The sequence below is a fragment of the Nocardia veterana NBRC 100344 genome (assembly GCF_000308855.1).
Lineage (GTDB): Bacteria > Actinomycetota > Actinomycetes > Mycobacteriales > Mycobacteriaceae > Nocardia > Nocardia veterana.
Window position 1 is genome coordinate 48,859 of record NZ_BAGM01000207.1, and the last position, 24,304, is coordinate 73,162.

The 24,304-nt window shown below is 69.4% G+C and carries 22 protein-coding genes; 9 read left to right on the plus strand and 13 right to left on the minus strand.

The window, feature by feature from the left end; translation table 11 throughout:
• Positions 1-96: 96 nt before the first annotated feature.
• Positions 97-1,290: a tRNA uracil 4-sulfurtransferase ThiI gene (thiI, locus tag ON37_RS29355; protein ID WP_040724157.1), complete on the plus strand. Its 1,194-nt coding sequence runs from the start codon at positions 97-99 to the stop codon at positions 1,288-1,290.
• A gap of 103 nt (positions 1,291-1,393) precedes the next feature.
• Here the strand turns inward: thiI and ON37_RS29360 are convergent, their stop codons facing one another.
• The 3 genes from ON37_RS29360 to ON37_RS33375 form a co-directional block, all read right to left on the minus strand.
• A complete protein-coding gene (locus ON37_RS29360) occupies positions 1,394-2,578 on the minus strand; it encodes an FAD-dependent monooxygenase (RefSeq protein WP_040724159.1) in 1,185 nt (394 codons plus the stop codon).
• A gap of 385 nt (positions 2,579-2,963) precedes the next feature.
• On the minus strand, positions 2,964-3,383 hold the full coding sequence (locus ON37_RS29365) for a hypothetical protein (protein WP_040724112.1): 420 nt from the start codon (positions 3,381-3,383) through the stop codon (positions 2,964-2,966).
• Positions 3,384-3,640: 257 nt separating this feature from the next.
• Positions 3,641-4,078 (minus strand): hypothetical protein, encoded by a 438-nt coding sequence (locus tag ON37_RS33375; protein WP_157171699.1) that lies wholly within the window; start codon positions 4,076-4,078, stop codon positions 3,641-3,643.
• A gap of 180 nt (positions 4,079-4,258) precedes the next feature.
• Here ON37_RS33375 and ON37_RS29375 point away from each other — a divergent pair, with 180 nt between their 5' ends.
• Complete coding sequence (locus ON37_RS29375) at positions 4,259-6,823, plus strand: helix-turn-helix transcriptional regulator (RefSeq protein WP_040724114.1); 2,565 nt, start codon at positions 4,259-4,261, stop codon at positions 6,821-6,823.
• A 3-nt stretch (positions 6,824-6,826) separates the two neighbouring features.
• On the opposite strand, the gene ON37_RS29380 is transcribed toward ON37_RS29375, so the two are convergent.
• The 3 genes from ON37_RS29380 to ON37_RS29390 all read right to left on the minus strand — a co-directional run bounded on the left by ON37_RS29380 (position 6,827) and on the right by ON37_RS29390 (position 9,555).
• Entirely contained in the window at positions 6,827-7,540 is a 714-nt protein-coding gene (locus tag ON37_RS29380) for a haloacid dehalogenase type II (RefSeq protein WP_040724115.1), read from the minus strand.
• A gap of 271 nt (positions 7,541-7,811) precedes the next feature.
• Positions 7,812-8,699 (minus strand): LLM class flavin-dependent oxidoreductase, encoded by an 888-nt coding sequence (locus ON37_RS29385; protein WP_040724117.1) that lies wholly within the window; start codon positions 8,697-8,699, stop codon positions 7,812-7,814.
• Between the two features lie 58 nt (positions 8,700-8,757).
• Positions 8,758-9,555: an SDR family NAD(P)-dependent oxidoreductase gene (locus ON37_RS29390; RefSeq protein WP_040724118.1), complete on the minus strand. Its 798-nt coding sequence runs from the start codon at positions 9,553-9,555 to the stop codon at positions 8,758-8,760.
• A gap of 222 nt (positions 9,556-9,777) precedes the next feature.
• Between ON37_RS29390 and ON37_RS29395 the strand changes: the two genes are divergently transcribed.
• Entirely contained in the window at positions 9,778-10,896 is a 1,119-nt protein-coding gene (locus ON37_RS29395) for an alpha/beta hydrolase (RefSeq protein ID WP_040724119.1), read from the plus strand.
• 30 nt (positions 10,897-10,926) lie between these two features.
• On the opposite strand, the gene ON37_RS29400 is transcribed toward ON37_RS29395, so the two are convergent.
• Positions 10,927-11,487, minus strand: coding sequence for a TetR/AcrR family transcriptional regulator (locus ON37_RS29400; RefSeq protein ID WP_040724120.1), 561 nt, complete (start codon positions 11,485-11,487; stop codon positions 10,927-10,929).
• A gap of 280 nt (positions 11,488-11,767) precedes the next feature.
• On the opposite strand from ON37_RS29400, the gene ON37_RS29405 reads away from it, so the two are divergent.
• A complete protein-coding gene (locus ON37_RS29405; RefSeq protein WP_245553565.1) occupies positions 11,768-12,085 on the plus strand; it encodes a DUF222 domain-containing protein in 318 nt (105 codons plus the stop codon).
• Positions 12,086-12,272: 187 nt separating this feature from the next.
• Here ON37_RS29405 and ON37_RS29410 read toward each other — a convergent pair whose 3' ends face one another.
• On the minus strand, positions 12,273-12,833 hold the full coding sequence (locus tag ON37_RS29410) for a QsdR family transcriptional regulator (RefSeq protein ID WP_040724123.1): 561 nt from the start codon (positions 12,831-12,833) through the stop codon (positions 12,273-12,275).
• A gap of 186 nt (positions 12,834-13,019) precedes the next feature.
• Between ON37_RS29410 and ON37_RS29415 the strand changes: the two genes are divergently transcribed.
• The 4 genes from ON37_RS29415 (at position 13,020) to ON37_RS29430 (ending at position 16,961) form a co-directional block, all read left to right on the plus strand.
• Positions 13,020-13,991, plus strand: coding sequence for a phosphotriesterase family protein (locus ON37_RS29415; protein WP_040724124.1), 972 nt, complete (start codon positions 13,020-13,022; stop codon positions 13,989-13,991).
• A gap of 94 nt (positions 13,992-14,085) precedes the next feature.
• Positions 14,086-15,603, plus strand: a complete 1,518-nt coding sequence (locus ON37_RS29420; RefSeq protein ID WP_040724160.1) for a class I adenylate-forming enzyme family protein — start codon at positions 14,086-14,088, stop codon at positions 15,601-15,603.
• Positions 15,604-15,659: 56 nt separating this feature from the next.
• The gene (locus tag ON37_RS29425) at positions 15,660-16,061 is read left to right on the plus strand and encodes a MerR family transcriptional regulator (RefSeq protein WP_245553566.1); all 402 of its coding nucleotides are present in this window, start codon (positions 15,660-15,662) and stop codon (positions 16,059-16,061) included.
• A 39-nt stretch (positions 16,062-16,100) separates the two neighbouring features.
• Positions 16,101-16,961 carry a TIGR03619 family F420-dependent LLM class oxidoreductase gene (locus ON37_RS29430; protein ID WP_040724127.1) on the plus strand — a complete coding sequence of 287 codons (861 nt, stop codon included), beginning with the start codon at positions 16,101-16,103 and terminating at the stop codon, positions 16,959-16,961.
• A gap of 67 nt (positions 16,962-17,028) precedes the next feature.
• Here ON37_RS29430 and ON37_RS29435 read toward each other — a convergent pair whose 3' ends face one another.
• A complete protein-coding gene (locus ON37_RS29435; RefSeq protein WP_169332997.1) occupies positions 17,029-17,679 on the minus strand; it encodes a TetR/AcrR family transcriptional regulator in 651 nt (216 codons plus the stop codon).
• A 207-nt stretch (positions 17,680-17,886) separates the two neighbouring features.
• Between ON37_RS29435 and ON37_RS29440 the strand changes: the two genes are divergently transcribed.
• The gene (locus ON37_RS29440; RefSeq protein WP_040724129.1) at positions 17,887-18,282 is read left to right on the plus strand and encodes a DoxX family protein; all 396 of its coding nucleotides are present in this window, start codon (positions 17,887-17,889) and stop codon (positions 18,280-18,282) included.
• Between the two features lie 13 nt (positions 18,283-18,295).
• Here the strand turns inward: ON37_RS29440 and ON37_RS33380 are convergent, their stop codons facing one another.
• The 4 genes from ON37_RS33380 to ON37_RS29455 all read right to left on the minus strand — a co-directional run.
• Complete coding sequence (locus ON37_RS33380) at positions 18,296-18,460, minus strand: hypothetical protein (protein ID WP_157171700.1); 165 nt, start codon at positions 18,458-18,460, stop codon at positions 18,296-18,298.
• A 102-nt stretch (positions 18,461-18,562) separates the two neighbouring features.
• Positions 18,563-19,516 (minus strand): alpha/beta hydrolase, encoded by a 954-nt coding sequence (locus tag ON37_RS29445; protein WP_040724130.1) that lies wholly within the window; start codon positions 19,514-19,516, stop codon positions 18,563-18,565.
• Between the two features lie 90 nt (positions 19,517-19,606).
• Positions 19,607-20,665: a glucose 1-dehydrogenase gene (locus ON37_RS29450; RefSeq protein WP_040724131.1), complete on the minus strand. Its 1,059-nt coding sequence runs from the start codon at positions 20,663-20,665 to the stop codon at positions 19,607-19,609.
• A 3-nt stretch (positions 20,666-20,668) separates the two neighbouring features.
• The coding region (locus ON37_RS29455; RefSeq protein WP_157171701.1) for a cation-translocating P-type ATPase at positions 20,669-24,304 on the minus strand (3,636 nt) is incomplete at its 5' end.

Here is a 24,304-nt window from a genome sequence, read left to right on the forward strand (position 1 = left end):
GGCCGGGCCGCTCATGAGGTCGGCGAGGTGCGTCCCGGTATTCGCGTGGGCGCGGTGCGTGCGCCTCCCGAGCGGTTGCGGCGACAATGGGCAACTGTGGAGGCGACAAGCTGTGTGCTGGCCAAATACGGTGAGATCACGCTCAAGGGCCGCAACCGTTCGCGGTTCGAGCGGACGCTGCTGACGAACCTGCGCGAGAGCCTGAGCGACCTCGAGGTTCGGATCCGGCGCCGGGGTGGCTTCCTGGTGGTCTCGAGCCACGACTGCGCGGGGGAGGAGCTGGCCCGGCGGTTACGGGACGTGATGGGATTCAGCGTGGTACAGCCCATGCTGCGGGTGCCGTGCTCGCCGGAGGCGGCGGCCTCGGCAGCGGTGGAGTTGCTGCGGGCGCGCGGCGGCGAACACAGCTTCGCGGTGCGGGTGCGTCGGCGCGGCACTGCGGTGGCGATGTCGTCGGACGAACTGGCGGCCTACATCGGTGCGCGGGTGTGCGGGGAACTGGGCCGTACCGTGGATCTGCGGACACCGGACACCACGGTGTTCGTCGAGGTGGACCCGCGCGAGATCTTCGTCGGCCTGCACCGCCATCCCGGCCAGGGCGGTCTGCCGGTCGGCGCGACCGGAGCGGCGCTGGTCCTGCTGTCCGGGGGCTACGACTCCCCGGTGGCGGCCTATCGGGCGATGCGGCGTGGATTGCGATGCGATTTCGTGCATTTCACCGGTGCGCCGTTCACCGATGCCGCCTCGGCCTACAAGGCCTACGCCCTGGCCTACGAGCTGACCCGCTTCCAGCCACATGCGCGCTTACATCTGGTCCCCGTCGGCCACGCCCAGAAGGCACTCGCGATCGCCGGCGCCGGCCCGCTCCAGACGATGGCGCACCGCCGGCTGTATCTGCGCCTCGCCGAACGCCTCGCCACAGCGGATCAGCGGGTGCTCCTCACCGGCGACAGTCTCGGGCAGGTGGCCAGCCAGACCCTGGACAACCTGCTGACCGCCGACCACGCCTGCGCGTTGCCGGTGCTGCGTCCCCTGATCGGATGGGACAAGCAGGAGATCCTCGACGAAGCGCGGCGCATCGGTACCTTCGACATCTCCACCCTGCCCGACCAGGATTGCTGCCGCCTGTTCACGCCGCCCTCCGTTGCCACCCGCAGCACCCCGGCCCAGTTCGATCCGATCGATACCCGCGCCGACATAGAGACCCTGATCGACGACGCCCTCACCCGGACCCGCACCCTCGCCGTGCAGCGGGCGGCCGCCCCGCCCCGGCACCGCGCCGCCGGCTGAGCGCCGTCCCGGAGAGCCCGGGGCGAACCAGCGCTGGTCGGCCCGCGATGAAACAACAGGGCGGCCGCCATGGTCGGGTGGATGCCGGTGGCCGGCGGGAAAGTCAATGCGGCGGAAGCGGTTTCTGGCCGAGGAACCGTTCTCCGTCGGCCGCGCCGGTGCGCACCGCGGCGAATCCGCGGTCGATCATGTGTCGTTCGTAGTCGGACAGCGCGGTGTGCAGATCACCGTCGAGCGCCGCGGCGGCCAAGGCGCGGGCCAGGTCGGCGGCATCGCGCAGCGCCGTACACGCTCCCGACCCCGAGGCGGGGCTCATCGCGTGGATGGCATCCCCGAGCAAGGTGACACGGGTGGTGTCCCAAACCGGGATGGGGACGCTGCTCCGCAGCGGCAAGGCGAACAGTGTCGACGGATGGCAGTGCGCGACGATCTCCCGGACCCGGGGATGCCAGTCCCGCACCGCAGCGGTGACGATCTCGTGCAACCGCTCGCCGTCGGCGCCTCGCAGCGAGTGTTCCGCCGCGCCGAACCACTCGCCGCGGGCTCCGAACGAGCAGGTCATGTAGCTCGACCTCGGTGCGAGCAGCGACCCGGGAATCAATCGGGCCGCCGCCGCGGCGGGGTTGTCGGGAAAGTCGACCGGTGCGACCCCGACGAACGAGCCGTCGCCGCCGGTGATCGTCGTGAAGACCCCGAACATGCGGTCGTCGAACAGATCTCGGGTGCGGTCGGTCAGCGGAATCGCGCCGTAGAACTGCCAGACCCCGGTGTCGACGATCCGGGCATGAGGAAGATATCGGCGGCGGACAACGGAATTGATGCCATCGGCACCGACCAGCACATCGCATTCGACCGTGTCGCCGTCGGCGAGGTGTACCGCGACTCTGCCGTTCTCTGCGGTCTGGTATCCGGTGACCGGTGTGCCGAAAACGACGGAATCCCCTATCCCGATCAGGAGTATCGCGCGTAGCGTCAGCCGATCGACCGCGAACGCAGGTCCGTCCGTCTCGCGGACGAGCAATTGGTTCAGATCGCGATCCAGGAGGGTGAACCGCGGCCGCGGGGTCCCGGTGGTGGCGATGAACAGTTCGGCTGGTCCCGGCGGCAGTACGGCGAGCACCGCATCCCGCGCCGCGGCATCCAGGTGCAGCCGATAACCCTGGCGACGTGAGTCGAGCGCGGGGTCGCACTCATAGACGGTGGCGGCGATGTTCCGGCGGCGCAATGCCTGCGCGAGTGCCAATCCGCCCAATCCGGCGCCGGCGATGACCACAGTGAACTTCGACATGACGAGTCCCTTCGCATACACATGAAATGGAAGGGACGCCCAGGTCACACCCGATCAGATGCGGTGTTCAACGGTCGATCGCCGCCGGGACTAACCCATACCCGGCCATGTCTTCGTGCGTCCGGACGTCAGTGTATCGGGCCGGACCCGGTCCGCGCAGCGGTCGTCACCCGAGCCGTGGGCGCGCGGTCCGTCAGTGCCCTGGGCCGGGTTCCGATGGTGGGCGATGCTGAGCCCACGGCCGCAACCGCTCGAATGTCGCTGCCGCACCGAGGACTTCGGCATCGAGATCGCCGGAGCGGTGACGAGGCGATGGGGCCGTGGACGACGAACGTCACGAATCGGCTCGCTGTTCGGGGTCTGCGGCTTCGACCCTGGGGCGTCGCTATCGCGCGCTTCGCTGCGCGAACCACCGGTCGGCCGATTGCCGGCACAGCAGTGCGATGACGATGATCGATGCGATCAGGCCGAACGGCCCCGGCCACCAGTTCAGCAGCTCCGATGCGGAGCCGGCAGTCCCGAGGGCGTTCTCCGTCGCGACCGATGTCGTCACGAACTGCAGCGCAAGGAGAACGGTGGTGCTGGCTCGAATTCCGGTGCCGCCGTGTGGAAAGAGCAGGAACACGGCGGCCGCGACCCAGAAGAAGGAGTACCCGCAGGCCTCGGTTCCGGCCACGCCCGCTTCCTGAAAGGGTGGAATGCCGCAGGTTCCGAGCACGCCGATGCCGGCGCAGCCGCAGACGATCGATCGCGCCGCGCGCACGGCGACCGGCGGACGTGACGTCCGGTCGCTCCGCGTCATCATGGCCTCTCGTCTTCGGTGCCCGGTCGTTTCGCCGCCGTCGTTGACGGCGGATCGGTGATGCACCGCTGAGCATCGCCCAGTAGGTAGTCCGGCCGCATCGGTCGGTGATCGCTGCCACGTAGGTCGCGAGCACACCGGCGGGCCGGTGCGGGATTTTTGTGCCTGCTGCCGCCGCACTCGTCGCCAGCTCGGTGCCGCTGTTCCGGACGTTTCGAACCCACGGACCGCCGGAGTCGGCCGGCGTGCCCGGGCTGGGGTCAGGGCACGGTGATCTCGGTACTCGGGACGGGGAGGCTCAGCCGGTCACTGGTGAGGGTGAGCGCCACCCGGCCCGGCCCGCTCGGCAACTCGAACTGTTTCGAATGCACCTCGAACGAGTTGTTTCCGATGAGCAGGTCGGAGAATGCTCCGGTGGCGCCGCTGTCCAGGTTGCGCCAGCCAACCGTTACTCCCACCGCGCAGGGCTGTCCGAAGGTCGGGGTCCAGCTGTCGAAGGTCACCTGACCCGAAATGATTCCGCTGCGGTCGAACGCGGGTCCGGCGAAAGCGTTCACCCCGCCCCAGCAGATGCTGCCGAGGGTCTGCACCGTGGGGAAGGCCGTCGATTGGGCAGCGGCCGGTCCCGCGATTCCGAGAGTGGCTCCGGTGAGTGCGGCGATTGTCGTCGCACCGCCGACCATCCTCCGTATACGCATTCGGTCCCTTTCTCGTATCCGATATTTCGCCGTGGTGATGCTGTGCCGCCCGGCGTCTGTGGGGTCGCGTCGAACGCGCTTCATTGTCGATGGATAGGTAGATTCCGTGCATCGGTAGCCGATCGGGCGCGAGATGGAACTCGATGCGATGGCGCGCATGGTGCGACTACCCTGCTCGCTGTGGTGGCACACCGTCTTCCGGATAGCGGGATCTTTCCCGCGACGGCCGGTGATTTCGTTGGGCGAGAACGCGAGCTGAACAGAATCGCCACCTCGTTCTTGTCCGGCACTCGGCTGATCACTTTGATCGGCTCCGGAGGAATCGGTAAGACGCGGTTGGCGGCCGAGGCTGTGTATCGCTTTTACAAGGCGAGGCGGGTCGAGGCCTATTGGGTCAGGTTGGCGCGGTTGCCCGCCGGGTCCGATGCGACCGCGGTCGCGGACGAATTCGCGCACGCCGTCATCGATGTCGACTTCTCGGACCGGTCGACCTGGGCGGCGCTGGTCGAGACATTGACCCGCACCGACGGGGCGCACCGCACAATCCAGACGATCCTGGTGGTGGACAATTGTGAGCATGTCCTCGACGGTGCGGCTCGGGTCATCACGGGTCTGCTGGACGCCGTACCCGGATTGACCGTGCTCGCCACCAGTCGCGAGCGGATCGGCTGGGTCGACGAACAATTGGTGCCCGTCCGAGCACTGTCACACGAGCAGGCACTGACCCTGTTCCGAGCCCGTGCCGAGTTGACCGGCCACCCGGTGGAAGGCGAGGAGGATACGGCGATCGCCGGTTCGATCTGCCGGCATCTGCACAATCATCCCCTCTACATCAGGCTGGCCGCGGCCCGGCTGACGCGGCAGTCACTCGCGATGATCCTGTGCGATCTGAGCGGCGAGGAAGGAGACCGGCGGCTGCGATGGTCGACCGGCCCTCGGTTCGGTGCCGACGAAAGACATCGGCGCATCCACGATGTCATCGCGTGGTCGTTCGAGTTGTGCCGCGACGACGAGCGGTTGTTGTTCGAGCGGCTGGCCGTATTCGCCGCCGGTTACGACGATAATCCGGAGGACTCTCGCGCCACGGGGCACGACGTGGGCGCCGAGCTGGAGGCGATCACGGCGGTGTGCTCGGACGGGGACGGCTCCGGGATCGCACCCGAGGCGGTCGAAGGATTGCTCGAGCGGCTCGTCGATCAGTCGCTGGTCACCATGCATCGCACTCCGACAGCCATCCGGTATTCGCTGCTGGAGACGCTGCGCATGTTCGCCGCGCAACGGCTGCGTGCGCGCTCCGACGGCAACGAGTGGGCGCGGTTGTCGGCCGCGCATCGCCGGTACTACCGGGACCGGACCGTTCGGGCCGCGTCCGAGTGGTTCGGCCCGGCCGAACAGCAGGTGCTGAACTGGGCACGCGCGGCGTGGGACAACCTGCTCACCGCGATGGACAGCAGCCTCGCCACGCCGGGGGAGTCGGCAATCGGGTTGGAGATCGCGGTGGGTCTGATCGCGCTGCGCCTTCCCTTCTTCACCGGGTCCCTGCGGGAATGCCGCCGATGGGCGTTGCGGACCGTGGCCGCCACCCGGCAACTCGATCCGCAGCCGGCCGAATTGCAAACCGCCGCACTGGCTCTCACCGCTTGGGTGACGATGTGCCAGGGCGTGCACGACGAAGCGGCGCGGCTGCTCGAGGAATGCGTCATGGTCTGCGTTTCCGACGAGCAGGCCCTTGCGGAGTGGCGACGGGACCCGGTAGCGGATCAGGGACTGCCTGCACCGGTCGATTTCGCGCGGGGCGCCCAGTTGCTGTTCGCCGGCGATCCGCGTTCGGTGCCGGTGCTGGGACGCGCGCGGGAGAAGTTCGGCGACTCCGGCGATGACGGATCCGCGGCGATGAGTGAGCTGTTTCGGGCGCTGGCCGCCGGGCTGCTCGGGTCCGCGTCCCAGGCGCTGGAGATCGCGCGGGCGTATCTGGACCGCGCCGGTCGTTCCGGTGCGGCCTGGACCCAATCCTGGGCCGAGTTGGCGTGGATGGTCGCGCTGATCAAGCACGGCGATCCGCACGAGGCGTTGTCGGTCGGACGGACAACGCTGACGAACCAGCTGGCGATGGGAGACCGCTGGGGGGCGATCTGGGCGGTCCATTTCCGGATGTGGGCGCTGGCGCGCGTCATCGAAGACACCGGCGCCGACTGTGGGTCTCAGCCCAGCGCCCCCGTTCTCCGCGTGGCGTCGGAGATCGCCGCCCTGGCCGGCGGCGCGCGGACGGTTCGCCGGCAGCTGGGTGTGAACATCGGCAATCTCGGACCTTTCGCCACCGAAACGGAAGCCGCGGTGACGATCGCTCGACGTGCGCTGGGCGACAAGGCATTCGCTGCCGCGGAGCGCGAGGGCTCGATGCTTCGCGTCGAGTCCGCCGAGGTCGCGCGGCTCGCCCTCGGCACTCTGCCGTTGAACAGCCTTTCGGTCGACCATCCGATCCGACGGAACCGGCCCTCCCGGTGGAGCGAATTGTCGGCGGCGGAACGGGATGTGGCCGTCCTCGCTGCCGCGGGCTGGGCGAACACCGCCATCGCGGCGAGCCGGGGCAGTTCGTTCAAAACCGTCAACGCCCAGGTCGCCTCGATCTTCACCAAGCTGCAGATCAACTCTCGCGACGACATCCTGGCCTTCGTCCCCGCCGAGGCACGCGACGAGGTCGCCGACGCCGCGGCTCGGAAACCGCAGAGACGGCGAGCGAGGTAGTTGCTAGCAGCCCAGCTGCCGGGCGAGATCCTCGAAATCGTAAGCGTTCAGGTCGAATTCGTCGGAGAATTCGGTGTCGGCGCCGCCGCCGACGCCGAATTCGAGCGGTCTGGCCACGAAGGCGGTGCGGAAGCCGAGCGCGCCCGCGGCCCTGATGTCGTATTTGTGGCTGGCGACCATCATGATCCGCGCCGGTTCCAGTCCGAGATACCGTGTTGCCATGGCGTAGATCGCCGGGTCCGGTTTGAAGACCCCCGCCATCTCGGCCGCGAACACGGCATGCCAGGGCAGGTCGCCCACGCGCGTGATCGAGACGACCGCATGCACGTCGGCGTTGGACAGCGTGGCCAAGGTGAACCGGCCGCGGAGCCGGTTCAGGCCGGGCACGGTGTCGGGCCAGGGCCGTAAAGTGCTCCAGGCACAGGCGATTTCGTCGCGTTCGGATTCGGTGAGTGCGATGCCGCGCTCGTCGAGCAGCTCGCCGAGGGTGGCACGGTAGATGCCCGAGACCGAGATCCACGGGTCGCCGGCCGTGCGTGGGCGCGAGGTTTCGCGAAAGTAGGCGGCTCGCCAGTCGGTGACGAACGCCGCCCAGTCGACATCGGGAAATCGATCCCCGGCGACGCGCGCGGCCGCCGAGCAGACGGTCGTGTGGAAATCGGTCGCGGTCCCCTGGACGTCGAAAAGTAGGGCCTCGACCTGTTCGACAGCCGGCATCCGGCACCCCCTCACCATCCGCAATCCCTGCGGATCAGCGCGACTCCGCCACGGTAACGTCGAGTGCCGGTAGCGTCAATTCGCGGTGGTGCCGAACCCAGTTTCCGCCTCGCCCTTACTGTTTCGCCGTGGCAACCGACAAGGGCTCGGTGCGTAGTTCGATCACGCGCGTTCTCGACGGCCCGAGGTCATCTCGGGCCGTCGGCCTCCGGACGCAACAGCCCGAGCGCCCGGCCATCGCCGAGACCTCTTTCGGCGCACTGCCCGAATATCACTGCCGTGCGGCCACCACCTCGCCGGCAACCTCGAGGAAGTTCGGGTCGGTGACGGCCGGGACGAGGATGAACTCGTCGCATCCGGCCTGTTCCGCGCCGTCGAGAATCTCGGCGAGCACCTCGGGACTCGACGCGCGCGCCGACGCGGCGACCATGCCGGCCAGGTCGGGCCCGAGGAAGCCGAGGTAGCGAGCGGTGAAGGAGCGCAGCGCCTCGGACGCATTCGTGACGCCCAAAGCGGTGAAGCAGCCACTGATCTTGCGTGGCTTCGTCGTACGACCGGCCTCGGCCCAGCACCGGTCGGCGAGATCGCTCACCGTGGCGATCTCCTCGGCGTCGCCTCGGATACTGAATCCGGAGATGCCGTCGGCCCATCGCGCCGCCCGGCGCATCGCCCTCGGCCCCATCGCACCGGCGAGGATGATCGGCCCACCCGGCTGCACGCACGCCGGCCCCACCGGGTCAGCGCCCTCGAACGGGGGCTCGCCGGCGAGCAGTGACTTCAGCTCGGCGACCTTGTCGTCGAGCTGCTGGTGCCGTCGCGTGAAATCGGCACCGAGAGCGCGATAGTCGTGCTCGCGAGCGCCGACGCCGACGGCTATCTCGAGGCGGCCGTTCGCGATCTGATCGAGGGTGCCGATCTGCTGGGCGACCATCGCCATCGGGTGCTGGGGAAGCACCCAGAGGTTCGCCAGCACCTGCACTCGCTCGGTAACCGCCGCGCAGGCACCCAGCGTCGCGACCATCTCCGGATTCGAAAACGTCACCCGCTCACCGACGGAAACGCTCGAGAACGGGCCCGCGTCGATGCGCCGGGCCCAGTCGACCGTCGTACCCGGCCCGTAGCCGGGAGCCATCTGCGGAAGTGCGACACCGATTTTCATGTGGCGACCCTCTCAGACCCGACGTCTCGAGTCGAGATAGTGCCATCGCGAGGCGGGTTCAGCCGTTCTTGAAAGGGTTGAGGGTCTTTCCGGCGAGGTAGCCCAGGTGGATGGGCAGGGGTTTCATGGCGGCGGCGGAGATCTTGTTGATGGCGCCGGGCACGCACACGGGTTTGCCCTTCATCACGGTGGCCCACCCTTCGGTGACGACGGCTTCGGGCTGCTGCCAGAGGATTCGGGGCAGATGGTCGGCTTCGTCGCGAGTGCCCATGACATCGTGGAATTCGGTGCGGGTGAAGCCGGGACACAGGGCGGTGACGTGGATCCCGTGGGGTTTGAGTTCCATGTCGAGAGCTTGTGAGGTGTTGAGGACGAAGGACTTGATGCCGGTGTAGAGCAGGCTGGCCGCCGGTGGGGCGAACGCGGCGACCGAGGACAGATTGACGATGCGGCCCCAGTTACGTTTTTTCATGCCGGGGACGACCAGGTGGATGAGTTCGGTCGGAGCGGTCACCATCAGCTGGATCTCCCCGGCCAGGGCGTCCCACGGGGTGTCGGCGAACGCGGTTCTACCCGACAGGCCCGCGTTGTTGATCAGGACATCGATGTCGAGGGCCTGCTGGTCGGCGTGGTTCACGATCGCGGCGGGTGCGGCGGGGTCGGTGAGGTCGGCGGCGAGCACCTCGCAGCGCACGTCGTGCCGTTCGGTCAACTGCGCGGCGAGCTCCTGGAGGCGGTCGCCGCGGCGGGCCACCAAGAGCAGTTGGTAGCCGCGTGCGGCGAGGTGGCGGGCGAACGTCGCGCCGATGCCGGCCGAAGCGCCGGTGATCAACGCGGTGCGGGGGGATGTGGTCATGGTTCCTTCGTTCGGGCAGGCCGCGGATGCGGAGTGTCGGTCGAGCAGGCCGGGCAGCTCGCGGCACTCGAGGGAGCCCGCCTCACTTCTCGCTTTCTTGAATGATCGTCAAGAAGGCTAGCGCTTTCTTGACTGGCGTTCAAGAAATCTTTACCGTGGCCGCACGATCTTCTTGGATGGCGTCCAAGAAGAACTGCGACGAGGCGGAAAAGGGCGCACGGTATGACGAGCAGCGGGCCGGATCGGCACGAGGGAACAGCGGTACAGCGACGTGAGGTCGCCTTCGCGTCCGGCGTGGACATGTGCGCAGCATGGCTGTACACCCCGCCCGACTCGCGGGGACCGCGGCCCATGGTGATCATGGGGCACGGGTTGGGAGCGGTGCGTGAGATGCGCCTGGATGCCTATGCCGAGCGGTTCGCCGCGGCGGGCTGGTCGGTGCTGGTGTTCGACTACCGCCACCTCGGCGCGAGCGACGGATACCCACGCCAACTGCTCGATATCGGCAAGCAACGCGCGGACTGGCATGCCGCCCTGGCCTTCGCACGCACCCTGCCGGAGGTTGATGTCGACCGGATCGCGTTGTGGGGCAGCTCTTTCGGCGGCGGGCATGTCCTTCAGGTCGCCTCCGGAGACAGCCGTATCGCCGCGGTCGTGGCCCAGTGTCCCTTCACCGACGGGCCGGCGTCGTTGCGCTCGCGTCTCCGGAGCGGCCCGCTGAGCGCGATAGCGCTGACAGTGGCCGGCGTCCTCGACACGGTCGGTTCCTGGTTCGGCGCGAAGCCGATCCTGTTGCCGATGGCGGGGACGTCCTGGATGCCCGCGTTCGTGGCCTCACCCGATGCCCTCGCCGGTGCTTCCGCACTCCTGCCCGCGGGGACCCGGCTCTCGCGGCGCACCAGCGCGTTGTTGAAACGGCTGCCCTCGGTACGGGATCGGGTGTCGAAGAACATCGAGCTGACCGAGATCGACGGTGGGCGAGAACCGGTGACCGTTGTCGGTCGCGACAGCATATGGGGTGTGTTGCGCGGTCCGGCCGGTGAATTCGATGCCGCCAACGCCCTGGCCGCACGGCTGGCGCTGCACCTTCCGCTCGATCGGCCCGGTCGCGCGCTGGCTCACTTCCGCACTCCGACGCTGCTGTGCGTCTGCGACGACGACGCGGCCGCGCCCGCGAAGACCACGACGCGGCACGCCCGGGGCCTGGCACACGTGCACGTCCAGAACTACCCGTGCGACCACTTCGACATCTACGTGGGCGAGCACTTCGAGCGCGCCGTGCGTGACCAACTCTATTTCCTGGCAACACAATTCGACTACACCGCACGCAATACGCGGTAGGCCGGGCCGGTCGGTGCGGAGACCAGGCGCTCAGCCGGCGGCTGCGGCAAGACCGCGAGCGCTGTTCAGCAACGTCTCGAGCACCGCGCGCCGCTGCGTCTGTTCCGTCGGATGCGTCAGCAAGCCTTCGACAACGAAAACGCCGATCGCGACCAGCGGATCCACGTCGTCAGCGGGCACGCCGAGGTCGAGCAGCTCGGCCCGGAACAATCCCTCGGCCAGCGCGTGGAACTGCTCGTGCCATTCCTTGATGGACGCCGACTCCTCCGCGCGCGTGTGCACCGTGCTCACCAGCCGGCCCAGTTGCTCCAATTCCTCGACCAGCCACAACAGCCGATCAGCCAGACCCGAGTCGAGCACTTCACTGTAGGCGGCCATCGAGTCGGCCAGGACCGCGTCCAGGACCGCGATCAATACCGCGTCCTTGTCCTGGAAGTACCAATACAGCGTGTTCGACACCACTCCGGCGTCGCGGGCGATCCGCGTCATCGATGCCGCGTCGTAGCCATCCTCGACGAACAATCGCCGGGCAGCGGCCACAATTTCCGCACGCTTCTCTTCTCGGTCACGTGGCCGTCTGTTCCGAGGCATCTCCAGTCCTGACTCATCATCCGGCGTTGACCCCAACCTTATCTTGGGCGGCCGTCAAGACAACGGCCCCACCCGATGCCTCGGAACGTGGTCTCGCTGGTCGCGACCGATGTAGGCCCGCTCGGCTCGACGACTGCGAGGGTCGGGCACGCCAGCGCGTCAGCACCGCGTGAGGTCGAGATGACGGTGACGGCCGGGCAGTACCCCTGCCGAGAAAGTTCGACGCGCTGGACGCGTCAATGATCGAACAAATGTGCGAGTCTGCGGTAAGCTGCCTTCCGTGAACACACATTCGACTGCATTGGCACCGAATGCTCCGGCGCGGGGATGGTCGGAACTGGCCGATGTCGACTTGCTGCGCACCCTCGTCGAAACCGAACGCCGCCGGCGTCGATTGGGTGCGGCCATGGTCGCGGCCGTCGCCGAGGCCGAGCGCCGCGGCCTCGCCGCCGACACCGGCTACCGGGACACCGCGGAGCTCTCGAGTGATCTCCTGCGGATCAGCGCCTCCGAGGCGCGTCGGCGGATCGAATACGCCGCCCCGCGAGCCCGCTCCCGCGCCAGAAAGGCGTGGCGGGCGATGGCGGCGGCAGGATGAGTCCGAGTTCGGCTGCGGGACAGCGAAATTCACCTCGATCAGCTGCGAGGCGGTGGTACTGGCGGAGGCGTCCGGCCGCCCTGCCGACCCGCATCGCGCCGATCCGCGGCGGCGGCCCGATGGCGTGGTCCGGGAGGCGTGGCGCAGCGTAGCAGTGCCGCTGTGGTCCGGCAGGCCGCGCGCCGGATCACGACCGGTGTTCGTCGAGGAGGAGGGCGACGACGGCGAGGGCGGTGTCGATGCGCGGGCGGTCGCCGCCCAGGAGGGGCGCGTAGAGGTGTGCGTCGCAGATTCGCACGATGGCTTCGGCCAGTACATCGGCCGCCAGGGGCAGGGTGAGATTGCCCTGGCGTTGTTCGCTGTCGAGCAGTTCGGCGACCATGCGCGCCGAGGTCGATTCGATCCGGCCGGGAAGCAGCGCGAGCCGGATGAACAGCGCCGGCTCACGAGTTGTCAGGATACGCAACGGTTCCGACTCGGCGACCGCGTTCATGACCCGCTCGAGGGTGTCGAGGACCAAGCTCTTTCCGGATCCCGTGGCGGTGGTGAAAACCTTGCGGTAGGTGCGTTCGGTGGCCTCAGCCAGCACCGTGGCGATGAGATCGTCCCGATTTCCGACGTGCCGGTACAGCGTGGCGCGCCCGATGCCGAGTTCGCGCGCGAGCACCGACATGTCCAGTTGTTCGCCCGCCAGGTACAGCTTGGTCGCCGCGTCGACGGCGCGGCGGCCCTCGGGAGTCGCGCTCATGGGGTCCATCTCCTCATATCGCGCCGCCCGGCGCCGACTCGGCGTCGGGGTGGGGCCGCAGAGTGGTTGACGAATTCCACGCGCTGAGACACACTTGCGCAGTGTCTCACATCGAATGGTGTGGATCACATTTTTCCCGCCGTCGTCATAGTCGTCCGGCTCATCGCCGCTAGCCCGAGGAATTCGATGTCTACCGTTGAAACCGTCCGCGGCCCCGTCGAAACTGCAGCGTTGGGGAAGGTGCTGATGCATGAGCACGTCTTCGTGCTCGGCGAGGAGCTGCGTCGGAACTATCCCGATTACCCGAACCACTGGGACGAGGACGCCCGGGTCGCGGACGCCGTCGCCAAATTGCGGGAGTGCGCGGCGCGCGGGATCGACACCATCGTCGATCCGACGGTGATCGGGCTCGGCCGCTACATTCCGCGGATTCAGCGGATCAACGAGCAGGTCGACATCAATATCGTTGTGGCGACCGGCCTTTACACCTACAACGAGGTGCCGTTCCAGTTCCACTACACCGGCCCCGGCTTGCTGTTCGACGTCGCCGAGCCGCTGGTCGAGTTGTTCGTCAAGGATATTCGCGAGGGCATCGCGGGCACCGGCGTGAAGGCCGCGTTCCTGAAATGCGCGATCGAGGAACAGGGATTGACACCCGGCGTGGAGCGGGTGATGCGCGCCGTCGGGCAGGCCCACGTGGAGACCGGCGCGCCGATCACGGTGCACACCAATGTGCACAACCAGTCCGGACTGATCGCGCAGAAGGTGCTCGCGGAGGAGGGCGTCGACCTGAGCAAGGTCGTGATCGGGCATTCCGGCGACAGTACCGACCTCGACTATCTGTGCGCCCTCGCCGACGCCGGCTCCTATCTGGGCATGGACCGATTCGGTCTGGACGTGCTGCTGCCGTTCGAGCAGCGGGTCGACACCGTCGTGCGACTGGTCGAACGCGGTTATGCCGAGAAGATGGTGCTGGCGCACGACGCGGCCTGCTTCATCGACTGGTTCTCCGAAGAGGGCAAGGCCGCGGCGGTGCCGAACTGGAACTTCACCCACATCAGTGACGACGTGCTACCGGCCTTGCGGGCCCGCGGTGTCAGCGACGAACAGATCGACACCATGCTCGTCGGCAACCCGCGCCGCTACTTCGAAGCCTGAGCTTCGGCTCCGCGTCCGGCCGGAACCCTTGCAGGCCGGGCAGTTTGCGGCACCATCCGATCGAGGAGAAGCATCGATGACGACCCGGCCCGCGGTGATCGAGATCTCGCGCCATGCCAATCCCTTCGCGACAACGGGAGTTCGCGAGCGCGACGGCATCGCGCACTACGCCGATATTCCGGCCACCCTGCTCGACCTGCTGCGGGCCCAGGTCCGGATGCGCCCCGACAGTGAGGCCGTCGTCGAACTCGGCGCGGGCCGGCTCACCTACCGGCAGTTGTGGGACCGAGCCGCCCGGGTCGCCGGCGGCCTGCGCGAGGCCGGTGTGGAGCGCGGCGACCGGGTCGCGGTGCGTTATCCGGCAGGTCTCGACTGGGTGCTCGCCTTCTGGGGCACGGTGATGGCGGGCGGTATCGTCGTCGCGGTCAACACCCGGTCGGCTCGACCGGAGGTCGACTTCGTGCTGGCGGATGCCGGTGTGCGCCTCGACCTCGCTCCGGACGTGCCGCTGCCGGAGGGCGAACCGCATGTGGCGCAGGATCTTTCGCGCGACGATATCGCCGCGCTGTTCTATACCTCGGGCACCACGGGCCGTCCCAAGGGCGTGCCCACCACGCACGAGGCGTTCGTGACCAATGCCGAGAACATGGCGCGGTGTGCGGGGCTGCCCCGGGACATGGGCGCGCAGCTGCGGACGCTGATCTCGGTGCCGCTGTTCCACGTCACCGGATGCAATTCCCAGCTGCTGGCCGCGGCCCACCTCGGCGGAACCGCGGTGATCATGCCCACCCTGAGCGTGCCCGACGCGATCGATGCGCTGGCGGCCGAGCGGATTTCGTTCCTGGTCACCGTGCCCGCCGTGTACGCGCTGATGATCCGGCATCCCGGTTTCGCCGGCGCGGACACCACCACCGTGCGCTGGGTGGGCTACGGGGGCGCGCCGATCGCTCCGGCGCTGGTGCTGGCGTTGCAGCAGGCTTTTCCACAGGCGCAGGTCTTCAACGGTTACGGGATGACCGAGACCGCATCGCTGATGACCGTGCTACCGCACGCCGACGCCGTCGAACACGCCGATTCGGTCGGCTACGCGGTGCCTTCGGTCCAGCTCGGCATCGCCCCGCTCGGCGACGAGCCCGGAGTCGGTGAGCTGGTGGTGCGCGGCGCGAATGTGACCGGCGGCTACTGGAACCGGCCCGATGCCGACGCCGCAACGATCGTCGACGGCTGGCTGCACACCGGGGACGTGGTGCGGGTCGACGAGGACGGCCGGGTGTACATCGTCGACCGCATCAAGGACATCATCAACCGCGGCGGTGAGAACGTGTCGAGCGTCGAGGTCGAGGCGGTGCTGCTCGCCGCACCGGGTGTCGCCGACGCCGCGGTCCTCGCCGTCCCGGACGCGGTGATGGGGGAGAAGGTCGGCGCGGTCGTCGTCGCCGACGGCCGCATCGAGATCCCGGCACTGATCGAGTACTGCCGGGAGCGGTTGGCCGACTTCAAGGTGCCGCAGTATGTGACCGTGGTCGACGGGCCGCTGCCCCGCAACGCGGGCGGCAAACTCCTCAAGGCCGCGCTGCGGGAGAGCACGACCTGGGGGGAACCGCTGCGCTGACGCACTCCGGGCAACGCGGCTTGCCTTGACATCGACGACAAGGTTTAGCGTGTGCGGTGCAGCTCGGAGAGGAGTTCACGGTGCTGATCGGGGAACTGGCCGACCGGGCCGGTACGAGTGCGCGGGCGGTGCGCTATTACGAGCAACACGGGCTCGTGCGGCCACGGCGCTCGGCCAACGGCTATCGGGTGTACGACGAGCAGGAGCTCGAGATCGTACGCAAGATCCGGGCGCTGCTGGAACTGGGTTTCGATCTGGCCGATGTCCGCCCCTTCGTCACCTGTGTGCGTTCCGGTCACCGGTCCGCCGACGAATGCCCGGAGTCGGTGGAGTCGTTGCGGCGCAAGCTGATCGAGGTCGACGCGGCGATCGACCGGCTCGCGGCCGTACGCCGGCGGCTGCACGCGCGCCTCGATGCCACCGACGCGCCCGCGCCGAAGTGCGAATTCTCCCTCTGAGACTGCCTGTTTCCCATTCGGAGCGAAGGAATCTCGTCCATGCGGTTCGCGGCAAGCTACAGCACGGCCTTCAACGGCACCGATCCCGATCGCCTCGTGGCGTTCGCCCAGCACGCGGAGAAGTGCGGATTCGAGGCGCTGTACGTGCAAGACCACATCGCGCTCTATCCGGGCGCCGACTACGGGGCGGGCGAACTGCCCCCGACCCTGCCGTATTTCGATCCACTCGACTGCCTGGCCTTCGTCGCCGCGACGACCCGGCGCATCCTGCTCGGCACCGGCGTATTGCTGTTGCCGTACCGGCATCCGGTGGATCTGGCCAAACGGCTGGCCACCGTGGATGTGCTCTCCCGGGGCCGGATGCGGCTGCTCACCGTCGGTCTCGGCGCCTTGCCGGGAGAGGCCCGCGCCCTGGGCGTGGATTTCGCCACGCGCGGGCGCCGAGCAGACGAAGCGATCGATGTGCTGCGCCTGCTGTGGGCCGGCGGCCCGGACGGCGTCGGTCATCGCGGCGAATTCTTCGCGTTCGAGAATCTCTGTAGCTACCCGAAACCGTACGAGGCGACCGAACTGCCGATCCATATCGGGGGCTCCAGCACGGGCGCGGCCCGTCGGGCGGGCCGGCGCGGCAACGGCTACTTCGCCGGGGGGATGCTGACCGAATCCGAACGCGATCGGCAGATCGAGCTGGCGCGGACGAGCGCGATCGAGGCCGGACGCGACGGCGCCGCAATCGAATACACCCGCTGGGGAGCGGCCGATATCTCCGTGGAACGGGTGCAGGACCTCGCCGGGCACGGGGTGAACCGGCTCGTCGTCGGTTTCGCGGGCACCGATCCCGAACAGCAACACGACGAGATGTCGCAATTCGCTGAACGTTTCGCGCTGCCCAGCAGGTGACCGAACCGGCCGCGGTGGAGTCGGCTGCGACCGTCCGATCGATGCGCGGGCTCGACCCGACGGCGGACTAGGCCGGGGTGTCGGATACCGGCAGGCGGTCGGCGGGCAGGTTCGCCGGTTTCGGCGCCAGCTGCACCCCGGCGAGGCCGGTCCAGCACAGGCTGGCGGTGGTGGCGACGGCCTCGTGTTTGGGGAGCGGTTTACCGGTCGCCACCCAGTCGCGCGCACAGGACTGGGCGATCGCGACGAGTTCGGCCGTGATCAGCCAGCCCTGTTCGGGCCGGGGGAACGGGTAGGGAGCCAGTGCCCGGGAGAGCGCGTCGGTGCAGATCGTCGCTGCCTGGTGGGCCAGGCGCTGCGCGGACGGCTCGTCGGCGACCGCGGCTCCGGCCAGCAGGGCGGCACTGCGGGCATGGGTGTCGGCGAAGTCGAAGACGGCGGCCACCGACGCGGCGACGATCGAGCGCAGTCCGTCGGCACGGTCGAGGGCGGCGGTGAGCGTGTCGTCCAACACCTGTATCGCCTCGTGCAGCACCGCCAGATACAGCTCGAGCTTGCTCGAAAACGATTTGTACAACACCGGTTTGCTGATCCCGGCCCGGCAGGCGATCTCCTCCATACTCGCCGCCCGGTACCCGCAGGCGGCGAACAATCCCGCCGCCGCGGCCATGATCACGCGCCGGCGTTCCTGTCTGGCCTGCACCACCCTGCCGTCCATCGCCTGCACCTCCTCGACCTTCACGGTACCGATGGCGGTTCCCGCCCGGCTATGCGGTACGTCTCGGACCCTTCCGGCGCGTCCCGCGATGGGCGAGAACCGCCGTGATCCCGGCGGCGCGCGTTAGGGTGTGGCCGACGGCGCCGATCGGCCCGAGCATGTCGTCGGCCGGGTTCCGGGCGCTTCCTCGACCGAAACGGAGCTGAGATGAGCTTTGACCCGATCCGGCTGGCCGCGCGCGTGCTGATGGGTTCGACCTATGTCGTGCTGGGAGCCGACGCGCTGCGCGAACCGGGCGCACGTCCGGAGATCGCCGCGCCCACCCTGGCCGCGGTCCGCAAGGTCGTTCCCCTGCCCGCCGACGACACCGTGCTGGTGCAGGCCAACGCGGCGGTGCAGGTCGCCGGCGGGGCGCTGCTGGCGTTGGGCCGGTTCCGGCGGCTGTCGGCGCTGGCGTTGGTGGGCTCGATGATTCCGACAACCCTTGCCGGACATGCGTTCTGGACCCTCGACGATCCGGCGGCGCGAAAGGCACAGCAGGTGCAGTTCCACAAGAACATGGCGATGATCGGCGGACTGCTGTTCGCCGCGTCGGGCAGGTGAGTCGCGGCCCCGGTCAGCCGAGGGTGACGAAGACGACGATGATCACGGCCACCAGCAGCACGATCGTCACCAGCAGCAGGATCGGGCTCTTGCGGTTGGTCACCGGCGTATCGCTGGGCGAGACGTCGTCGCGCGCGGGGTCGGCGGGCAGGCTGTGATCGTCGAAGCGTTCGGACATGGGCACCTCCGGGATGCGACGGCCTGCGCGAATGGGTTCGCCGGGTGGGCAACTGCGTGGCGCATACCACCGGCGGGATTGCTCAAACGCCGGCCGGGACGATCAGGGGAGGCGCCGGCGCACGTCCGGTGAGCCGGCTCCGGCGGTCACGGGAGTCGCCACGCGGTCGAGGAACTCCACGAGTTCGTCGGTGGCGCGCCGCGCTTCGGGAATGTTCTTCATGATCCAGTTGTGCGGCATACCCGGGTACTCGTGCAGCTCGACCGGTACCTCGGCGGCCGCGCCGAGTTCCGCGATCCGGCGGGCGTCGGGCAGCAGCAGATCGCGGTGACCGATGAAGACGATGATCGGCGGCGATCCGTGGAGGTCGGCGAAGGCGGGGCTGATGCGCGGGTCGTCGAGAGCTCGCTCGCCCGCGTACCACCGCCCCGCCTGCCGCAGGCCGGCGACACCGAGTTCCGGGTCCCGGTCGTCGAGTGCCGGCGACAGCGGATCGTCGGTCGCGAGATCGATCCACGGTGAGAACAGGGCGAGCGCGGCCGGTTGGGGCCGGCCCTCGCCGCGCAGCTGCCGGGCCAGTGTCAGGGCGAGCGTGCCGCCTGCGGAGTCGCCGAAGACGATGCGATCCGGCGGTGCGACCGCATCGGTGGCCCGCGTGTAGGCCCGCTCGACCATCGCCACGATGGTGCGGTGGTCGTGGTCGGGCGCCAGCGGATACATCGGCATCGTGTAGGTGCAGCCGAGCCGGCGGACCATCCGCGCGGCGAAGCGCCAATGGTGCGGTTCCGGGGCTTCCACGAAGCCGCCGCCGTGCAGATGGACGATGTGGCGCGGTGAGGTCGGGCCGCCGCGCGGAGCGATGGTGTAGCAGGGGTGGCCGTCGACGGTTCGCCGCAGGACGTCGAACCGGTCGATCATGTGCCGCGGCGGCTGCGATCGCTTCGGCGACTGATGCTCGGCCAGGGCGGCGCGCATGACGGCGGGGTCGGCATAGAACCGTTTGCGCCGCAGGTACCGCATCCGCGCGATCACCGCGCGGGCCCGCAACGACGTCATCGCGACCCTCCTTCGCCGATATCCGACAGGTCCTCATCCGCGTACCCGGAATCCGAGCCGGAAATCGCGGCTCCCGCCTCGGCGGCCGGTTCACCGGGCCCGATCGTCGAGATCGATCACGACCTTGACGTCGTCGGGGCGGCGGGTGAACGCATCCTCGAACCGCGCCAACGGAACTCGCCGCGAAATCAACCGGCGCAGCCATGTCACGTCGGCCTTCGCCAGATCCCGCGCCGCGGCCGCGTAGTGGTCGAGGTTGGCGTTGACCGATCCCACGATCGCGGTGTTCTCCAGCACGATGTCGCGATTGAGACTGCCCGCGTCGAGGCTGAGCTGGTGGCTCGACGACACTCCGGTGAGGCAGACGATGCCGTAGTTGTCGGCGAGGGCGATGGCGTCGAAAACCACCGAGGCGACGCCGGTGGCCTCGATGATGATGTCGGGCCGGGCCGCGGCCACGGCGTCGTCGATGCGTCCGTGGTGATAGGTGGCGCCGAGCTCGGCGACGAGCTCCGGCTTCCGCCCGGTCGCCACGCGGTCGAGGACGTGGACGTCGAGACCGCGCTGGACCCCGAGGAGGGCGGCCAGCAGTCCGATCGGCCCGGCTCCGGTGATCAGTACGCGGTGGGGTTCGAACCAGGCCCGCGCGCCGACCCGCTCCACCTGCTGCCATGCCTTGGCGACCACGGTGGTGGGCTCCAGCAGCATGCCGACCTCGGCCAGTTCCGGATCCAGCCGGATCGCGTACTCCGCCGGGACCGTCCACAGCTCGCCGGCATAACCGTGGAGTTCCTTGATGCCGCGCTCGGTGTAGCGGCCGTTGCGGCACATGTCGAACTGGCCGTGCGCACAGGCCCCGCACGGCACCGGATCCGGCCGGCGCACCACGCCGACCACCAGATCGCCGGGGCCGAATCCGCTGTCCGGCGGGGCGGAACGCACCCGTCCGAGCGATTCGTGTCCGATCACCAGGCGATCGGAACCCGGTGGGGCCCAACCATATTCACCGTCGGCGATCTCGTGGTCGGTGCCGCAGACCCCGACCGCCAGACCGGTGACGAGCAGTTCGCCGGCGCCCGGTTCGGGATCGTCGACGGTGGTGACGGCCAGCGAATTCTTCTTACCGGGGACGACCGTGAGGGCGCGCATGGTTCACGCCCGCTCGAGGACGGCGGGGTCGCGGTTCGGCGGTGCGGTGAGAGCCGGCGGTGCGACGAGATCCGGCTGGGCCGCGGGATCCGGCGGTTCGGGCTCGGTCCGCCCGGGGGCGGGCAGGAGCGCGCCGACCGCGGTCGCGGTGGCCGCCGACCCGAGGGCGATCGACCAGCCCACCGGGCCCAGCGGCCGGCAGCCGAAATAGGTCGACAGCCCGGGCGTCATCACGACGGTGCCCAGGAACACCGCACTGCCGGCGGCGGTGAGCCACACCTGCGGGCTGTGCCGCGCGGCCAGCACCGTCTGCCCGAGCTGGGTGCCGACCAGGGCGACCAGGGCGACGGTGGCCGCACGCCGCTGCGTTCCGGTCCAACGCGCGATCGACCACGCGACGGTCGAGGCCGCCGCCGTGGTGGAACCGCGGATGACGATGGTGCGCCGCAGCTCCGCCGCGATATCGGTGCGGGGCCGCGCGGCCAGTTGATCGGCGAGCAGATCGGCCCGCGCCTGATGATCGTCGGGCTCCTCGTCGTCGGACCGTTCGGTCGACAGCGCCACCGCCATCGCCGGGAACATATCGGTGAGCATGTTGACCAGCAGGAATTGCCTGGTGCCCAACGGCGCTCGGCCGGCCAGCGCGGTACCGAGCACGGTGAACGCGACCTCCCCGGCGTTACCGCCGACGAGGATGCCGACCGCGTCGCTGACCCGGCGCCACATGCCGCGCCCCTCGATCAGGGCGTGCAGCAGGATCAGCGGATCGGGGTCGGTGAGGACCAGGTCCGCGGCGTTGCGGGCCGCGGTCGATCCCTGCGCGGTGAGGCCGATGCCGACGTCGGCGGTGCGGATGGCGGCGGCGTCGTTGCCGCCGTCGCCGGCCATCGCGACGACGTCGCCACGCCGCTGCAGGCTGGTGACGATCCGGACCTTCTGCTGCGGACTGACCCGGGCGAAGACACTGCTGCGCGCGATGAGCTCCGACTGCGCGGCATCGTCGAGGTCGGCCAGATCGCTGCCGGTCACCACCGGATCGGCGTCGATGCCCAGGTCGGCGGCGATCGCGGCGGCGGTGACCGGATGGTCCCCGGTGATCATGCGGACGCCGATTCCGTTGCGCCGCAACGCTCCTACGAGCGGTCGCGCCTGCGGGCGAGCGGTGTCGGCGAGTCCGATGAAGCCGAGCAGGGTGAGCTTCTCGACCGCACTCACCACATCGCCGGGCGCCGCGGGCAGATCACGCCGTGCGACGACCAGCACCCGCAGGCCGCGCTCGGCCATCCGGTGGATCATGCGCTCGGCCTTGCGGCGCTGGTCGTCGGATATGGGTTCGTCGCGATCGGAGCCGTCGGCCTGCCGGGTGCGGATCGCGGTGCACCGGGCGAGCACGATCTCCGGGGCCCCCTTCACGATCAGACGCCAGTGCCTGCGGGTCTGCCCCAGCGTCGCGGCGTACCCGCGATTGGATTCGAACGGCAACTCCTCGACCGTGTCCCAGCGATCGTCGGGCTCGAGCCGTTCGGCGGCGTCGAGTACGGCCTGGTCGGTGGCGTGGACGATGGGCCCGTCGGTGGGATCGGGGCAGGCGTGGGCGGCGGCGCGGAGCAACCGGCGCGCGCGGGGATCGTCGTCCTCGGGCGACCACTGGTGATCGAGATCGGCGAGGGTCGTCAGGCGCAGGCGGCCGAAGGTGAGGGTGCCGGTCTTGTCGAAGCAGATGGTGTTCACCCGGCCCAGGGCCTCCACCGTCCGGCTGGCCCGCACCAGCAGACCGTAGCGGGACAGGCGCCGGGCCACGGCCAGCTGGGCGACCGTCGCGACGAGCGGAAGTCCTTCCGGCACAGCGGCGGTCGCGACGGCCACCCCGTCGGCGATGGCGGCACGGATCCGCTGCCCGCGGAACCAGCCCAGCGCCGTCACCAGCGACCCACCGCCCAGCGTCAACGGCAGCGCCTGATCGCTGAGCTCACGCAGTTGCGCCTGCACCCCGCCCAGTCGTGGGGGCACCGCGACGGCGGCGGCCCGGTTGGTCTCGGTGTCGCACCCCACCGCGACCACGACCGCCACGGCCGCCCCGTTGACGATCGTGCTGCCCTCGTACACCATGCAGCGACGGTGATTGAGGCTCGCACCGGGGGTGGCGGCACTGTCCTTGGGGACCGTCACCGATTCGCCGGTCAGTGCCGATTCGTCGACCTCGAGGTCTTCGGCGCGCAGCAGTCGCGCATCCGCCGGAACCACATCGCCGGTCCGTAGCGCGATCACGTCGCCGACCGCCAGCGCCGCGCTGGGCACCGGTTCGCTCGGCGGCTCGGGATCGTGGTCGAGGGCGGCGCGATCGACGCGGCGCCCGGTAATCCGCTCGTGCGCGATCAGCTCGCGCAGCGCGTTCTCGGCCCGCTGCCGTTGCAGCGCCGAGACCACCGCGTTCACCGCCACCACGCCGGCCACCAGGGCGGCATCGCCGGGGGAGCCGAGGACCGCCGAGGCCGCGGCGCCGACGCCGAGAATGGGGGTGAGCGGATCGGCCAGTTCTCGGCGCACATTGGTCACGAAGCCGGTGACCGGGGCCAGCCGGGACGGCAGCCGGGTCAGCGGCGCGGTCCACGCCCGCGCGGTTTCGGGTTGCCCCCGTTGGGGTTCCGGCAGCCGGGTCAATACTTCGTCGGGTTCGAGACTGTGCCACGGGATCAGCGGCGCGCCGGATTCGGGCAGCCGGCCGCGGGCGGCCCGCAGCCCCGCCCATGTGCCCTGGATCAGTCCGCTGGCCTGTGCCGCGGTCACCGGCCACGCGTCGCGGGCCCGGCCGGCGGCCAGCAGCAGTCCGGCGAGCGAGCATGCCGACAGGGCGATGACCCGGCCGCGCTCGCTGACCTGGCGGGCGGGTGCGACCGTGGCCAGCACGCGCATCACCTGATCGAGGTCGCCGCAGATGACATCGGCGGCCCACGGCATCGCCTGCACATCGAAGGCACTGATCCGGCTCATCCCGATGGCGATATCGGCGCAGGTGAGCTCATCGGCGGCATCGCAGGCCAGCACGCCCACCACGTGGCCGTCGGATTGCAGCCGCCGCACCAGCTCGGTTCCCGGGCTGTCGGTGGTGACGAATTCGTCTGCCAGCGAACGCAATTCGAAGGCATCGCGCTGCCCGCGCACGACCACCTTCAGGCCCGAGGCGCGGGCGGTGAGCAGCAGGGTCCGCGCCCGCGGATCCAGCTCACGTCCGACGAGGACCCGGCCCACGGTGCTCGACCCGTCGCACAGTTCGTACCATCCGGGAACGGTGTCGGCGGGGTTGCGGGCCGGGTCCGGCCGCAGCCGGAGCCGGTCGCTGTCCGCCGGGCCGGGCCGTGGCCGGTCCGGCTCCGACCACAGCAGGCGCTGGGCCGCGTTCCACACTCCGGCCGTGGTCCAGGGCGACGACGCCCGCTCACCGTCTCCCGTGGCGGAGCCGCCGGCATCGCCGTCGTCGGCCGCGCCGGTTTCGGCCGCGAGCACCAGACGCCCGGGCGCGTACAGAACGCTGCCGTCGATCACCAAGGCGCTCGAGCGGTCCAGTCGCCGCCACACCGACGGGTCCATCGTCAGGACGCCGGATACCGCCAGCAGCGCCGACACCGTGGCCGCGAAACT